The organism is Mycobacteroides immunogenum, assembly GCF_001605725.1.
Taxonomy (GTDB): Bacteria; Actinomycetota; Actinomycetes; order Mycobacteriales; family Mycobacteriaceae; genus Mycobacterium; species Mycobacterium immunogenum.
Genome location: NZ_CP011530.1, coordinates 5,368,812 through 5,383,566 on the forward strand (window position 1 = coordinate 5,368,812; position 14,755 = coordinate 5,383,566).

Sequence of the window (14,755 nt, forward strand, 5' to 3'; positions counted from 1 at the left end):
GAACGAGATTCGGTATCGGTGGCGGCGGCGCGCAGGCCCGGGCCGTATCAAGTAACCGATCGGTGTCACCGGCCGGGGCCGCGCGCATCAGCAGCGCGAGTAGATGCAGCAGACCCTCCGAAACCATGAGGAGACGCCGACTGGTCCGCAGGATGCGGGCCGCGGAAACCTTGTCTCCCAGGGCGAGAGCCTGTGCCACCGCCACTGTCTCGCACCATGAGGCACCAGAGGAGTCCAGCGCCGCCTCATGATTTCGGGTCACCTAACTATCTTATTCGTAATGCCTAACTACGTCCAGTGCCCGCTGGCCCGGGACACCCTGGTGCGATCCCGCCTTTCCCGGGGAGTGGTCGCACCCCAGACCCCGAATGACTCGCCCGCGGTGATGGCGTAACTGCTACATGCCTCACGGACGGGGCAGCCTCTACAGATCTGTTTGGCGCGCGCCTCACGCAAGCTGCGCGCTCTTCCCCGTTCGTAATCCGGTGAAAAGAACAGGTCTGTCGACATGCCCCGGCAATGCGCCCACTCAAGCCATTTCATCGCGCTACCCGATGATGGTCTGCGCGACTTTGACACCGACCAATAGCACCGCCACCACGAGGTAGCCGCGCAACGCGATCATCCCCGCGGTTCGCAACGGTGACCAGATGGGGCGTTCGAGCGTGTCAAGCGCTGGGGTGCGCCAGGTTTCGCGCTCCTGCCACAGAATCTCACGCCGCAACGTCCGGTCCCGTGGCGATGAGTCCAAGTCCTGAATCTGATCCGGATCCAACCCACCGAGATCGGCAGCGGTCGCCCGCGCGGCGGCGCGCTCGGCGCGATGCTTGGCCACGTACACGGTCAATCCGCCGATCAGGCCGACGGCCGCGCCGCCGACGAAGAACGCCTTGAGTTGCCCGGTGCCCAGATCGGGGAAGAAGGTCGCTGCGGTGAGCGACAAAGACAGCAACACCAGAGCCCAAACAATCACTCCTGCAACAATATTCTGACGCACACTGTTCACCCATGGTCCCAGGACTGCTTTGTCGTTGCACAGCAACACCAGGAAGACGGTGGCCGAGGGAAGCAGCACACCAGCCAGTGCCTGCACCCCTTGGGTGAGCACTCCCAACACCGGGTCTGGGCTGAAGGAGACCGCAGCCGCAACCGCCAGCAGTGCCCCGTAGCCCAGATAGAACGCGGGCGCCTCGGACAGCTTCCAGTGCAGCGAGTGACGCTTCCCGAAGGTGTCCCCCAACGCGTAGGTGGTGGCCAGCCCCACGGCATTGGCACCGATGAGCGAGGCATCCAGCAGCAAGACGGCGAACAGCGCACCGACGGTAGGACTCACGTGCTCATGCAACAGACGGGCGACGGCGCCAGCATCGGTGAAATTTCCAACCGCGTCCGTGCCTGCCAATCCAAATGCCGCGGCACCCATGATGCAGACCGCACCGATCATCACCACCACGATTCCCACCGCGAGATCGATCCGCTCATAGCGGATCCAGCGCGGTGTCAGACGCTTATCCACGATGTTGGACTGCTGGAAGAACAGCTGCCACGGAGCCACCGTGGTGCCGACAATCGCCACGATCAGCATCAAGAGTTCGGCATTCAGGCCACCCGGAAAGGACGGCACGAACCCCGATGCAGTCTTACCCAGCGATGGATGCACCAGGATCGCCATCGGAATCATCACAATATTGATAGCGATGAGCGCGAAAAGGAATCGCTCCCACCGCCGGAACGAACCACCGGCCACCACGGCGAACAACAGCACCGCCGATAGCGGCACCGAGATCCAGCGCGGGAGGCCGAAGTAGCTCAGTGCCATTGCAACACCGATGAATTCGGTGACTATGGTCAACGCATTGACCACGAAAAGGTCGCCGACACTGAAAGCACCCCAGAAGCGCCCGAATCTGCTGAAGATGAGCCGGGCATGCCCGACTCCGGCGACCGCCCCCAACCGAACCACCATCTCCTGGTTGACGTACAGCACCGGGATAAGCAGCGCCAACGTCCACAGCAACGCCATGCCGTAGTTCTGACCCGCCTGAGCGTAGGTGGCCACCCCACCCGCATCATTGTCGCCCACCATCACGATGAGGCCAGGGCCCAAGACTGCCAACAGCATCCGGAATCGCTGCCACCGGCTGCGCCCCTCGGTGCTCTCATGCTGCCCAATGGTGCCCAGAGCGCCGACAATGTCTCCGACATGTGCGCTGTCCATCACGGCGCCGGTCGGGGCATGCCTGCCGCTGTCGTATCGGCGCGAGACGCCGTTGAAAAATGCCATTGCAGTTGCCGCCCTTTCTCAGGGTTCGGTCCACTGCGAACGTATCCGCGCACGCCAAAACGGGCCTGCCGCATGATGTCTCGCGTCAGGTCAGGCGCAAACGGTGCCGCAGCGGAAGGCTGGGAACACGTATATGTACTGGGCTAAGCCAGGTTTTCGATCCGGACTGGGATACGGACTATCGCCGGACTGCATGTCGTCCCTCACCTCCTCGCTGCCAGGGCGGCTGTGCCGCAAACGGTTTCACATCAGCGCACGTCAAACGCGCTCAGACAAAGAAGGGCACCCGCCATGAACGGGCCGACCACCTCTCTCGTCAGAGCTTCGGCACTGCGCGACGTAATCCTGGAGGGCAGCCACCTCGGATCACCCCTTAACCCGGGGAGATCTGTCCTAACCCTGGGCGTCTCTCGACGTCGTCGGATCAGTGGCCTATGTTCGCGCAGGAGCCTCGCCTAGCGAGGTGCTGACGCCGGTCACTGTATGCCCGAGTGGCGCTGCGCGTCAACGCAACCCCAATTCTTAACGGCCGCTTGATGGTGCGGGGCGAGCATCAGCCCACGTCCCCGTATTCATCGAACCAGTGCGCGAGCTTGCCGCGCCTGCTCACCGCACGTAGCCGAGACTCGGTCAACGCTCTGGTCTTGCTGGTGGTGACGATCATCAGCTCATCGCCCGAGTCGATGCGAGTATCAGGCAGCGGAACAAAGGTGTGCCCCTGTCTGATGATCAGCGTGACGACGGCCGGATCGGGCAGCCTCAGTTCGAGGATCGTGACATTGCGCAGGCGGGATCCTGGCTGAACCTTCATGGTGAGCAGCTCGGCATCCAATACATCCAAAGGAGCTGCCTCGACCTGGACTTCCCGCGTCTCCTCCCGGGTGATCAATCCCAGGAGGCGCGCGACGGGGCGCAGACTCGGGCCTTGCACCAGCGTAAAAACCACCACCAGCACGAACACGATATTGAGAAGGCGAGAGCTGTCGGGCACGCCCTCCACGATCGGAAACGTCGCCAGCACGACAGGGACGGCGCCGCGCAATCCGGCCCATGAGAGAAAAGCCTGCTCGCGCCATGGAACACCAAATCCGGCAAGTGATCCCACGACCGATAGCGGACGCGCTACCAACAGCAACACCAGCCCCACCACGATCGCGGGGACGAGGTCGTCCAGCAGCTCACTGGGATTGACCAACAATCCCAGGAGTACAAAGAGGCCGATCTGCGCCAGCCAGCCCAGCCCCTCGGCAAAAGAGCGAGTGGCGGACCGGTGCGGCAGACCGGAGTTCGCGAGCACCACCGCTGCCAAGTACGCGGCGATGAAGCCACTGGCCTCCACACTGCCCGACGCCGCGAAGGCGACCAGGCCGATACCGAAGGTGGCGATCGGGTAGAGCCCGGAGGCCGGCAGCGCGACCCGGCGCAGTGCCATGGCACCCAGGAAGCCGCACAGCAGACCTATCGCAGAACCGGCAAGCAATTCGTACACGATCTGTATCGCGGCGCTCTTCGGTTCGAAGATGAACGGCACGACGCTGAACATCAGCACCAGGATCACCGCGGGCGCGTCGTTGAATCCGGACTCCGCCTCCAGCAGGCCCGCGAGCCGGCGCGGCAGCGGCAGCACTCGCAATACCGAAAAGACGGCGGCGGCATCGGTGGAAGACACGATGGCGCCGAGCAGCAGCGACAGCTGCCAGTCCATGCGTAGCAGCACATGGGCGCCAACCGCGGTCACTACGGTGCTGATCACCACGCCGACCGTGGCCATCACACCGGCGGGCGCGAGCACCTTGCGGATGTCGGCGAACCGTGTGGTCAGACCTCCCTCCACGAGGATGACCGCCAGGGCAGCCGTGCATACGTTCCGGGCCAACTCCACATCGTCGAACTCAAGCCCCAGGCCGTCCTCGCCGAGAACCACGCCGACCAACAAAAAGAACAAGAGGCTGGGGAATCCGATCCGCGTCGCCACGCGGGTGCCCACGATGCTGGCGAGCAGCACCAGCCCACCGATGAGCAAGTCCAGGTACAGCTGGTGCAGGCTCACTTCGTTCCCGTCGGTCGACTCTGATTAATAGGGCACGATAGCGGGGTGGTGGAACAGAAGATGCGAGTCGCGATCGCCGGCGCGGGCAAGGTCGGCCGTTCCGTCGCGCGTGAACTGCTCGACTACGGCCACAAGATCTTGCTGATCGAGCAGGAGCGCAGCAACTTCGAACCCCAGGCCGTGCCCGGCGCGGACTGGCTCAACGCCGATGCGTGCGAACTGGACACCCTTGAGGAAGCGGGAATCGAAACCTGCGATGTGGTGGTCGCCGCCACCGGTGACGACAAAGCCAACCTGGTGGTGGGCCTGCTCGCCAAGAGTGAATTCGGCGTGCCCCGCGTGGTCGCCCGCATCAATGACATCCGGAACCAATGGCTTTTCGGCCAGGCATGGGGAGTTGACGTGGCGGTGTCGACGCCAGGCGCCATGGTGGCCGGCATCGAGGGTGCGATCGACATCGGGCACCTGGTTCGCCTCATGGGCCTGCGTGAGGGTCGCGCGGATCTGACAAAACTGAATCTGCCGGAAGACAATCCGTTGGTGGGACGGCGAGTGGCAGATCTCGACCTACCACCGAATACCGCGCTGGTCACCGTGGTTCGGCACGGAACAGTCATGACGCCCGCCCCGGAAGATCTCCTCGAGGCCGGCGACGAGATGTTATTCATCGCCAACAGCGCCGACGAGAACGCGATCCGCGCCGCGATTCACGGGGCCGGAGTGGCTCCCGATCGCTAGACGCTGAGTAGCGCCAATTCTTCGCAGGCGCGCCGCTCCACCAGCAGCGGAACATAGTCACGTACCGGGCTGCCATCGAAGCGGGAGTGCACCTCGCGCACCACCGCATCAACCACATCGGGAGTCAGACTGGGATGGCGGCCTTGCAGATCCTCAACGAGCTGACCGATACCTACCTGCTCATCGACACCTGTCACGGGGACAAAATTTGCACTACGTTTGCAATTTCGTCAACCACGAGAAATGCGGTCGGTGTCGGCCAGCCAAGCGTCCGGCAACCAGGTTTGTACACTTTCAAGACGGATACGACGGAGGTGGATGTCACGGTGCGGATCTGCCGTAAATCGTTTATCGCCTGCGTTTTTCGTGACCGCCACGCTGCCGATACGGCTCGCGGATGAGCACCGCGACCATTGTCGGCAGTGGGCCCAACGGGCTGGCCGCAGCAATTACTCTTGCCCGTGCGGGAATCGCTGTCACTGTGTTGGAGGCCACTGATCGGCCCGGGGGTGGGTGCCGTTCCTCGGAGTCACTGGTTCCCGGCCTGATCCACGACGACTGCGCGGCGACTCACCCGATGGCCATTGGTTCGTCCTTCTTGAAGAGTCTGGATCTGGACCGTCACAACGTTCGCTGGCTCCTGCCGGAGGTCGACTGCGCCCATCCACTCGATGACGGCACCGCCGGCATCCTCTATCGGTCGGTCGACGACACGGCCGCCGGACTGGGCAACGACGGCGGCCGTTGGCTCGCTCTGTTCGGCTATCCTTCCCGGCACTTCGACACCCTCGCCGAGGACATCACGGCACCACTGCTGCGCATCCCCCGCCACCCGATACACCTGGCGCGGTTCGGAGTTCCCGCGGCGCTCCCCGCGTCCGCTGTTGCGCGACTGTTCCGGACCGAGCCCGCCCGGGCGCTGTACGGCGGTGTCGCTGCCCATGCGTTCCGCCCCTTGCATTACCCGATGACGGCTGCGGTCGGTTTGGGGATCATGACAGCCGGGCACCGGTATGGCTGGCCCGTCGTCTCGGGCGGCACCGGTTCCCTCGTTCGGGCCATGGTCGCGACTCTTACCGAGTTAGGCGGAACAATTCACATCGGGGCTCGCGTCGACCGCGCTGGGCAGTTGCCCGACGCGGACCTGACCCTATTCGATCTCGAACCGGGTTCCGTAGCAAAGATTCTCGGTGATCGGTTGCCCACAGGAGTCCTACGCGCATTCCGGAGATTTCGGCACGGCCCGGGCGCATTCAAGGTCGACTTCGCGGTTGAGGGCGGAGTTCCGTGGACCAACCCCGATGCCCACCGGGCCGGCACTGTGCATCTCGGCGGCTCGTATGCCGAGCTTGCCTCCACTGAACGCCTGATCCATGCCGGCACCATGCCGGAGCGCCCCTTCGTGCTCGTCGGGCAGCAGTACCTGGCCGACCCACAACGCTCTGTCAGCGACGTACACCCGCTCTGGACCTACGCGCACGTGCCGTTCGGTTATCCAGGGGATGCGACCGAGGCGATCATCCGGCAAATCGAACGGTTCGCACCCGGTTTCCGCGCGCGGATCGTCGGCACAGCCGTGCGCTCGACAACCGCGATGTCCGCGTACAACGCCAACTACGTGGGCGGCGACATCATGACGGGCGCCAAGGATGTCCGGCAACTTGTTTTCGGCCCGCGCATCGGGCTCTCGCCGTACAGCCTCGGCGCACCGGGGATGTTCCTCTGCTCCGCGGCCACCCCACCGGGTCCCGGCGCACACGGCATGTGCGGTGTGCACGCCGCGAATGCCGCACTCAAACATCTGCGGCGAAGCTCGCGTCACCCGTGAGTTCTTTTGCGGCGTAGATGGTTCCCCTTCCCGACGGGAATCCAGGGCGTATAGTTGACACAGTAAACAACCTGAAACGGGTGAGAACCATGATCATCCTCGGAGCTATCCTGCTGGCCGCCGGCTTCTTCTTCGACATCGGCCTGCTGTGGACAGCAGGGGTCGTGCTCATCGTCATCGGCCTGGTCCTCATGATCGCGGGCCGCATGGGGCATGCCATCGGCGGCCGCCGTCACTATTACTGACCTCACCGCTCACACGGCAAGGAGGACACCATGCGCTATGCCGGAACCCTGTTGGCCATCTGGTTGATCATCGGCGCCATTGCGGTGGCGCAACGCGGATACTTCACCGAAAGCTCACAAACTTGTGCCAGCGCAGGCACGATCGCGCTGACCGTGGTCGCCGGACCGCTCAATTACGCGGGGCTCAATCCGACGGTCACCCACTGCAGCATCCCCCAGCCCAGCCCGTGACTCGGGGCCGCTCCGCCTAGCGAGATTCTTCCGAGCGCACCGCGGCACCCACCCGAACCAGCACGTCAAGCTGTGCGGGATTGAAAAGATCGAGCAGCGCCTGCGCCACCGTGCGCTCGGCGAAGCGCTGGCCGCGCGGCGCATCGGCCGTCGAGTTCAGCATCCCCGGATGCTCGGCATACAACCGCCTGGCCTCCAGGGACATCCGTTCGGCAAGATCGGCGCGTGTCCGCTCGTCGGCATCGGGGGCCAGACTTTCCAGCTCCCGATCGAGCTCGCGGTCCTGCTGGTCCAGGAACATTCCCACAAAGGCCTGCAGCCCGACTGGGCCCAACACCCGAGACATGACAAATGCGAGCGATCGATCAGTGTCCGACAGCTCCGCACTCACCGCAGCAGCACCAAATTCGGGCGGGAGATCCGCAGCGATCTCACTGGAGAGAATCTGCCCCAACTCGTCACGCACGCGCTGCAACCGCTCAATGGTGGCAGCCAGCTCCGCGTCGAGTGCCCGCAATGCCTCCTGTGGATCTTCGGCCGCCTGATCCATCTCCGCGATCTGCTTCAGCGACAGGCCCAACCCCGTGAGTCGTTTGATCTGCAAGATCCGGACCAGGTGTGCGACGCCATAACTTTTGTAGCCATTGGACCGTCGTTCGGGCGCGCCGAGCAGACCGACATCGTGATAGTGACGCACCGCGCGCAAACTGGTACCGGCAAGTTCGGCAAGCTCCCGGGTGCTCCAGCCCACTGCTACTCCTTCTGCGTCCCATGACATGCCGCCACTCGACACTATGCCGCTACGGCATGGTCAACATCCGAAACCCCCACCCCATCAGCGACTCTTCGCCACCAACCTCGATCTGGTTTGCCACACATTCACATTAGGGTACCCGAACAAACAATAAAGGAGGCTACTAGCTGGCTAGTTTCCTATATCAAGCGCATTACACAGGGATATCAATCTGTTGCTGAGCGGGCGCGGCGGTGCTAGCTTTTGTCTGCGACCCGAGAGGCCGGAATCAGCCATGTGTCCGCCAGAACCGAGAGAGGATGCCGTGCAGACCACCGTGAATACGCCCGCCGTAGTCCGTGGACTCAGGCGTCAACTGCTCCGCTCTGTGTGCATCACCGCGTTGTTCATGGCCCCCGCACTGATCACACGCATCGGCGGACTACACCCCAGCCCTGTGGTCGCACTCGTCACCTACGGCGCCGCTGTCGTGGCCGCCAGTTTCGTTTTGGCATGGGCCGCCGAGGCCGCGCAGATCGATGTCTCCGGCGGCCTGGCCATCGCGGTACTTGCCTTGATCGCGGTACTGCCCGAATATGCCGTCGATCTCTACTACGCCTACATTTCCGGTCAAGCTCCCGAGTACACCCAGTTCGCGGCTGCGAACATGACCGGATCGAACCGTCTGTTGATGGGCCTCGGATGGCCTGCGGTGGTTCTCATCGCCCTTACCGTGGCACGCAAGATGTCCGGCCGTCCGACCAATCTGCTCACACTGGAGCCGTCCAACCGGATCGAACTCGGCTTCTTGTTGGTGGCCGGCGTGGTGGCGTTCGTGATCCCGGCGAGTGGCCAGATTCACCTCGTGCTCGGCATGGCTCTGCTCGCATGGTTCGGGTTCTATCTGTTCACCATCAGCCGGGGCGAGGCCGAAGAGCCGGACCTGGTGGGCACTGCCGCAGCAATCGGCATGCTGCCCAAGCACATGCGCCGCAGCACGGTCATCACGATGTTCGTCCTCGCCGCGTCGGTCATCCTCCTGTGCGCCGAGCCCTTTGCCAACAGTCTGGTAAGTGCCGGAACACAATTGGGTGTCGACCAGTTCCTGCTGGTGCAGTGGCTCGCCCCACTGGCCTCTGAGGCACCCGAGTTCATCATCGCCGCGATTTTCGCCGCCCGGGGTAAGGGCACCGCAGCCATCGCGACGCTGATTTCGTCCAAGGTCAACCAATGGACCCTGCTCATCGGGTCGCTGCCCATCGCCCACCTCGCTGGTGGTGGTGGGTTCTCCTTGGTCCTGGATGCCCGACAAGTTGAAGAAACCTTGCTGACCGCAACGCAAACCATGATGGGCGTGGCCTTGATCCTTGCCTTGCGGTTCCACCGCGCGACCGCATGGGCGCTGCTGGCATTGTTCGTGATCCAGTTCCCCATCACCTCGACCCATGGTCGGCTGATCCTGTGCGGCGTGTACGGCGTGCTGGCGATCGCGGGTTTGATCGTCAACCGCCGCCACATTATTGCGACGATTCGGGCACCCTTCAGCAGGTCAGCGACACTGCAGTTGACTGTGCCGTAGCGGCATAGTTTCTCCTGGTGTCACGCCGACACTGAGAGGAACAAGCACATGGGGCTGCCCAAGCTCATCACCGTCGAAGAGTTCTTCGAACCACCCGTCCGTACCTCCGCGTCGATTTCACCGGACGGCACCACGATCGCGTACCTGGCTCCGCGGAAGAACCGCCTCAATGTGTGGATTCAGCGAGTTGATTCAGAAGAAGCCCGGTGTGTCACATGCGACGAAATCCGCAGCGTGACTGGCTTTTTCTGGGCCGATGATCCGCGCTGGCTGCTCTACGTGCAGGACTCGGGAGGCGACGAGAACTGGCACCTGTACCGCGTGGACCTGAACGACCCCGAGGCGCCCGCGGTGGACCTGACGCCGTTTCCGGGAGTCAGATTGCTCGGCCTGGAACGGCCACACGGCCGCCCCGACAAGGTGTACGTACAACTGAACCACCGCAGGATCGACCACGTCGACCTGTACGAACTGGACGTCGCTTCGGGTGAGTTGACCATGCTTGCCGAGAATCCCGGCGGTGTCATGGGCTGGTTCTGTAGTCCCCACCATGATGTGTTCGCGCAATCGCTGACGCCAGCAGGCGATATCGAGTTCTCCCACTACAAGTCTGGGAGGCTGGAGTCTCTGTGCGTGTACAACGGCGCGGACTACCCCGTCGGCATGCATCCGACCCAGATGACACCGGACGGCACCGCACTGTGGCTGGGTTCCTGCCAGGACACCGACCGCACACGTCTAGTCCGCCTGGACCTGAGCACCGGCGCGGAGTCCGAGGTCGACAGCCATCCGACCTTGGATCTGTCGGCCGCGCTCGGCCTGGCATCGACCCTCATCCGGCATCGGAAAACCGGCGAGCTGCTGGCCGTTCGATACCTTGGCGAGCGGCAGGAAATCCACGTCCTCGATCCGGATTTCGCTCCGGTGCTCGAGAAGCTCCAGGAACTCTCGGATGGCGACCTGGCGGAAGTCTCGTCCGACGAGAACGGCCGACGCTGGGTGGTCAGTTTCACGCACGACCGAGATCCCGGTGTCACGTACTTCTACGACCACGCGACAGGCGAGAGCCGGCAGCTCTTCCGCCCCTATCCCCACCTGGATCCAGCGAGTCTGGCGCCCATGACTCCCGTGACCATCGCCTCACGCGATGGCTTGAACTTGCCTTCGTACCTGACGCTGCCTGTCGGCGTCGAGCCCACCGGGCTCCCGCTGGTGCTCGTGGTCCACGGCGGCCCATGGCATCGCGACAGCTGGGGCTTCGATCCAGCGGTGCAATTCCTGGCGAACCGGGGATATGCGGTGCTACAGGTCAACTTCCGCGGATCCACCGGCTACGGAAAGACCTTCACCAAAGCCGCGATCGGAGAATTCGCGGGCAAGATGCACGACGACCTGATCGATGCCGTCGACTGGACGGTCAAGCACGGATACGCGGACCCCAGCCGGGTAGCGATATTCGGCGGCTCCTACGGTGGGTACTCCGCACTGGTCGGGGTCACATTTACGCCAGATGTCTTCGCAGCCGCCATCGACTACGTGGGCATCTCGAATCTCGCGAACTTCATGCGTAGCCTTCCGCCGTTCGTGCGGCCGCATCTGGCCAATAACTGGTATCGCTATGTCGGCGATCCCGCCGTGCCGGAACAGGAAGCCGACATGCTCGCCCGGTCGCCCATCAGCCGGGTGGACCAGATCCGTACGCCGTTGCTGGTTGCGCAGGGCGCCAACGATGTTCGTGTGGTACAGGCCGAGTCCGACAACATCGTGGCGGCGCTGCGTGCCCGCGGTGTCGAGGTCGACTACATGGTGAAGGAGGACGAGGGGCATGGATTCGTGAACCCGGAGAACCAAATCGACCTGTTCCATGCGACAGAGCGATTCCTGGCCCAACATCTGGGTGGACGGCAGGCCTCGTGACCGAGGTGTCCGAACTGCCCGAGAGCCCCGAACGGAAGCTCACGCCACTAGAACAGGCCGGTGGTGTGCCCGGAATCATCTACGCCGGTCTGCCAAGCCTTACATTTGCTCTGGGTAACAGCACTTTTGGCTTGGCCGGTGCAATATGGGTATCCGTTGCCACTGCGGCGGCCATCGCGGCTTGGCGATGGCTACGCAACCAACCACTGCAACCGGCGATCTCCGCGTTGTTCGGCGTCGCGATATCGGTCGCAATCGCCTACCAGATCGGCTCCGCCAAGGGCTTTTTCCTCATGGGCATCTGGACCAACCTCATCGCCGCGATCGTCTTCGTGATGTCGGTGATGCTGGGCTGGCCACTCGCGGGGGTGATCTGGCACGGTTTCACCGGCACCGGGCAGCACTGGCGCAAGGACAAACCGTCTCGATTCGCCTTCTCGGTGGCGACGCTGGCACTGGCCGTGGTGTTCGCATCCCGATTTGTTGTGCAGGAGTGGCTGTACACCCAAGACTCGGTCGGCTGGCTAGCCGTGGCTCGCATCGCGATGGGTTACCCGCTGTTCGGGGTAGCCCTGTTGGTGGTCATCTGGGCGGTGCGGCGCTCGAAAAGACGGATGCTTCACCCTGATTTAGCCAGCGCGGCAACCGATCCCGGCCAATGAGCTCACACCTGCTGCTTGCGGCAAGTGCTTGAGCCTGACGGGTGAAATCCTGATTGCTGACCACCATGGCGCGGGTGCAGGCGTAGTGCCGCGCGCCCGCGACAACCTCTTGCACGGCCCGCACACCTACCGTTTTTGAATAGCGCTTGCATTGCACGGCAACAACATCGCGCCGATTCGTGGCTATCAGGTCGACACCGTAATCATTGGATGCCGGGGTAGTCTCGATATGCCATCCGGCACCTTGCAGGCGGGCCGCCACGAATGTCTCAAAATCGATACCGGACAACTCGTCGATCTCGGAGAGTCCGGATAGTTTTGCGTACCTTAGCAACTGGGCTTCATACCGGTGTCGCCGCATCGTGTCACCAAGCCACCGCAGGCCCCACCCAACTCCACGCAGGACCAGGTAGATGGCGTACGGCAAGGCGAGGTACGCCGCCTGGGCCAACGCGGCAAGCACTGGGTCTCCCATGTTTCGGTACACCAGGACCCCGGGCCACATGATCAGCGCGATGACCGGACCCGCCAGCACCACCACAATCAGCGCGACAAATGCACGCGACAGGCGACGACGCATACGAGCCGCCCTCCGCCTGAAACGCTGCAGCATCATTGCGTGAACTTTAAGCCAGCCCTCTGACATCGGGCGGCTCGCCGTGCGTGACGCCGGGTCATCGTTGGCAGCTGGGACACCAATATGCGACGCGCGATGGTCCCTGATGTCGGGCGATCAGGGTTCCGCAACGGCGGCACGGCCTTCCGTGTCGTCCGTACACCCATAACTCGCGGCCTGGCCGACGGTCACCAGTGGTGGTCCTGCGGTGATTGTCCTTGTTCGCGTGCAGCAACGTGTGTGCGCACTCGACGAGACCGGCGGGGTCTGCCAGATCCCGTACCGGCGCGGTCGGCAGCAGGCCGGCCAAAAAACACAGTTCGTTGCAGTACACATTGCCTATGCCGGCCATCACCATCTGGTCAAGAAGTACCGCGCTCAGCGCATCATCTGATCGCGCGATCAACCGTTCGACTGCCAAATCTGGATCCCAATCTGCCCCAAGCAGATCCGGGCCCAAATGCCCCACAACATCGGATTCCCGACCCCGCTGGACGACATCCAAGATGCCCAGGCTGGTTCCGATTGCCACGAAGTCATCGGTCGTGAGTATCGCCCTGACTCGATGGTCCCAGCTCGGTATGGCCTGCCGCGCGGACGTAATCCGCCAGCTCCCGTCCATTTTCAGATGCGAGTGAATGCTGGCCCAGCCGGCGCGAATGAATAGATGCTTGCCGCGTGCGACCACACCGTCGACACTCTCGCCACTCAAATCGACCGTGGCGAAACGCGGAACGCGGATATCGCAGCCGGTGAGTACTCGACCCGTCAGTGCATCGGCCAGGCGCTGTGCCGTGCGGAAGACAGTATCTCCTTCAGGCATTCCAGCACCCTCCTCGCACTAGCGATCACTGACAGAGACCGTCTCACTTTCTACACTCGCCGCATCCGCAATCTCAGCGGCCCTGCCCCACCGCCCAGCCAGCGCTGCGCAGGTGATCAATTGGATCTGGTGAAAGATCATTAATGGCAGCACGATCAGGCCCACCGGATGCCCGGCGAAGAGCACCGTGGCCATCGGCAGCCCGGTCGCCAGACTCTTCTTGGAACCGCAGAAGATCACGACAATGCGGTCCGCCCTGTCGAACCGCAACAAGCGAGCCACACCTGCGGTGATACCCAACACCACCGCCAGCAGCACGATGCTGACCGCGACGACCGCCAGCAGCCGGGATACCTGCAGCCCCTGCCAGACATGTTCGACCATTCCCGCGCTGAATGCCGCATAGACAACCAGGTAAACGGAGCCCCGATCGACGACCTTGGTGAGCACGGTGTGAGACAGCACCCGATACAGCTTGGGCCGCAACACCTGACCGGCGACAAAGGGCAACAGCAGCTGCACCACGATCTCCAAGATCGCCGTGGGCGACACCGTCGCTTCGCCGGTCGTCTGCATGAGCAGCATCACCAGCAAGGGAGTCATGAAGACACCCAACATGTTCGAGACCGACGCACTCACCACTGCGGCAGCGACATTGCCGCGGGCAATGGAGGTGAAGGCGATCGAGGATTGCACCGTCGAGGGCAGCAGGCATAGGTACAGCACTCCCGTGTAGAGGTCGTCGGTCAACACCGAGGGCACCAATAGCCGCATCGCCAGGCCGAGAACGGGGAAAAGCACATAGGTCGCGGCCAGTACCGTGGTGTGCAGGCGCCAATGTTTGAGTCCCTCGAGTGCCTCGCGCGGTTCAAGTCGTGTTCCGTAAAGGAAGAACAGCACGGCGATGGCGATCTTGGTCGCCCAATCGAGAACATCGGCTGCGTCGCCGCGCGCGGGGAGCAGCAGTCCGATTCCCATCGCGGCGAACAGCCCCAACAAGAACCCGTCAATACGGAGTTTGGCCAGCCATCTCACTATGCCACCGTACG

The 14,755-nt window shown here is 63.1% G+C and carries 15 protein-coding genes and 1 riboswitch; of the genes, 7 read left to right on the top strand and 8 right to left on the bottom strand.

The genetic code is table 11. The features are described 5' to 3' along the window. Positions 1-288 precede the first annotated feature (288 nt). The 3 genes from ABG82_RS28035 to ABG82_RS26410 all read right to left on the bottom strand — a co-directional run bounded on the left by ABG82_RS28035 (position 289) and on the right by ABG82_RS26410 (position 4,334). Positions 289-543 carry a WhiB family transcriptional regulator gene (locus ABG82_RS28035; protein WP_078343604.1) on the bottom strand — a complete coding sequence of 85 codons (255 nt, stop codon included), beginning with the start codon at positions 541-543 and terminating at the stop codon, positions 289-291. A gap of 4 nt (positions 544-547) precedes the next feature. Continuing rightward, entirely contained in the window at positions 548-2,284 is a 1,737-nt protein-coding gene (locus ABG82_RS26405) for an NRAMP family divalent metal transporter (RefSeq protein ID WP_043078360.1), read from the bottom strand. A gap of 301 nt (positions 2,285-2,585) precedes the next feature. Then, positions 2,586-2,754, bottom strand: a riboswitch (M-box (ykoK) riboswitch). Between the two features lie 83 nt (positions 2,755-2,837). Next, positions 2,838-4,334: a potassium/proton antiporter gene (locus tag ABG82_RS26410; protein WP_043078359.1), complete on the bottom strand. Its 1,497-nt coding sequence runs from the start codon at positions 4,332-4,334 to the stop codon at positions 2,838-2,840. A gap of 60 nt (positions 4,335-4,394) precedes the next feature. Here ABG82_RS26410 and ABG82_RS26415 point away from each other — a divergent pair, with 60 nt between their 5' ends. Further along, on the top strand, positions 4,395-5,072 hold the full coding sequence (locus ABG82_RS26415; protein WP_043078396.1) for a potassium channel family protein: 678 nt from the start codon (positions 4,395-4,397) through the stop codon (positions 5,070-5,072). On the opposite strand, the gene ABG82_RS26420 is transcribed toward ABG82_RS26415, so the two are convergent. After that, on the bottom strand, positions 5,069-5,269 hold the full coding sequence (locus ABG82_RS26420; RefSeq protein WP_043078358.1) for a three-helix bundle dimerization domain-containing protein: 201 nt from the start codon (positions 5,267-5,269) through the stop codon (positions 5,069-5,071). The genes ABG82_RS26415 and ABG82_RS26420 overlap by 4 nt on opposite strands. Positions 5,270-5,469: 200 nt before the next feature. Between ABG82_RS26420 and ABG82_RS26425 the strand changes: the two genes are divergently transcribed. From ABG82_RS26425 to ABG82_RS26435, 3 genes are all read left to right on the top strand, one after another. Further along, positions 5,470-6,900, top strand: coding sequence for a phytoene desaturase family protein (locus ABG82_RS26425; RefSeq protein WP_043078357.1), 1,431 nt, complete (start codon positions 5,470-5,472; stop codon positions 6,898-6,900). An 89-nt stretch (positions 6,901-6,989) separates the two neighbouring features. Further along, a complete protein-coding gene (locus tag ABG82_RS26430) occupies positions 6,990-7,145 on the top strand; it encodes a DUF6131 family protein (protein ID WP_052511040.1) in 156 nt (51 codons plus the stop codon). A 30-nt stretch (positions 7,146-7,175) separates the two neighbouring features. After that, positions 7,176-7,376 (top strand): hypothetical protein, encoded by a 201-nt coding sequence (locus ABG82_RS26435; protein WP_043078356.1) that lies wholly within the window; start codon positions 7,176-7,178, stop codon positions 7,374-7,376. Positions 7,377-7,392: 16 nt separating this feature from the next. Here ABG82_RS26435 and ABG82_RS26440 read toward each other — a convergent pair whose 3' ends face one another. Further along, positions 7,393-8,154: a MerR family transcriptional regulator gene (locus ABG82_RS26440; RefSeq protein WP_043078355.1), complete on the bottom strand. Its 762-nt coding sequence runs from the start codon at positions 8,152-8,154 to the stop codon at positions 7,393-7,395. A gap of 280 nt (positions 8,155-8,434) precedes the next feature. Here ABG82_RS26440 and ABG82_RS26445 point away from each other — a divergent pair, with 280 nt between their 5' ends. Genes ABG82_RS26445 through ABG82_RS26455 form a run of 3 tightly spaced genes read left to right on the top strand, consistent with a single transcriptional unit; the run spans position 8,435 to position 12,267 of the window. After that, positions 8,435-9,688 carry a sodium:proton exchanger gene (locus ABG82_RS26445; protein ID WP_043078354.1) on the top strand — a complete coding sequence of 418 codons (1,254 nt, stop codon included), beginning with the start codon at positions 8,435-8,437 and terminating at the stop codon, positions 9,686-9,688. Between the two features lie 48 nt (positions 9,689-9,736). Continuing rightward, a complete protein-coding gene (locus ABG82_RS26450; protein ID WP_043078353.1) occupies positions 9,737-11,605 on the top strand; it encodes a S9 family peptidase in 1,869 nt (622 codons plus the stop codon). Further along, on the top strand, positions 11,602-12,267 hold the full coding sequence (locus ABG82_RS26455; protein WP_043078352.1) for a DUF3159 domain-containing protein: 666 nt from the start codon (positions 11,602-11,604) through the stop codon (positions 12,265-12,267). Before ABG82_RS26450 ends, ABG82_RS26455 begins: the two co-directional genes overlap by 4 nt. On the opposite strand, the gene ABG82_RS28040 is transcribed toward ABG82_RS26455, so the two are convergent. The 3 genes from ABG82_RS28040 to ABG82_RS26465 form a co-directional block, all read right to left on the bottom strand. After that, complete coding sequence (locus tag ABG82_RS28040) at positions 12,188-12,847, bottom strand: restriction endonuclease (protein WP_043078351.1); 660 nt, start codon at positions 12,845-12,847, stop codon at positions 12,188-12,190. The two genes, ABG82_RS26455 and ABG82_RS28040, sit on opposite strands and share 80 nt — an antisense overlap. Positions 12,848-12,941: 94 nt before the next feature. After that, entirely contained in the window at positions 12,942-13,706 is a 765-nt protein-coding gene (gene nei2, locus ABG82_RS26460; RefSeq protein WP_043078350.1) for an endonuclease VIII Nei2, read from the bottom strand. Between the two features lie 18 nt (positions 13,707-13,724). Beyond that, positions 13,725-14,741, bottom strand: a complete 1,017-nt coding sequence (locus ABG82_RS26465) for a bile acid:sodium symporter family protein (RefSeq protein ID WP_043078349.1) — start codon at positions 14,739-14,741, stop codon at positions 13,725-13,727. Positions 14,742-14,755: the final 14 nt, after the last annotated feature.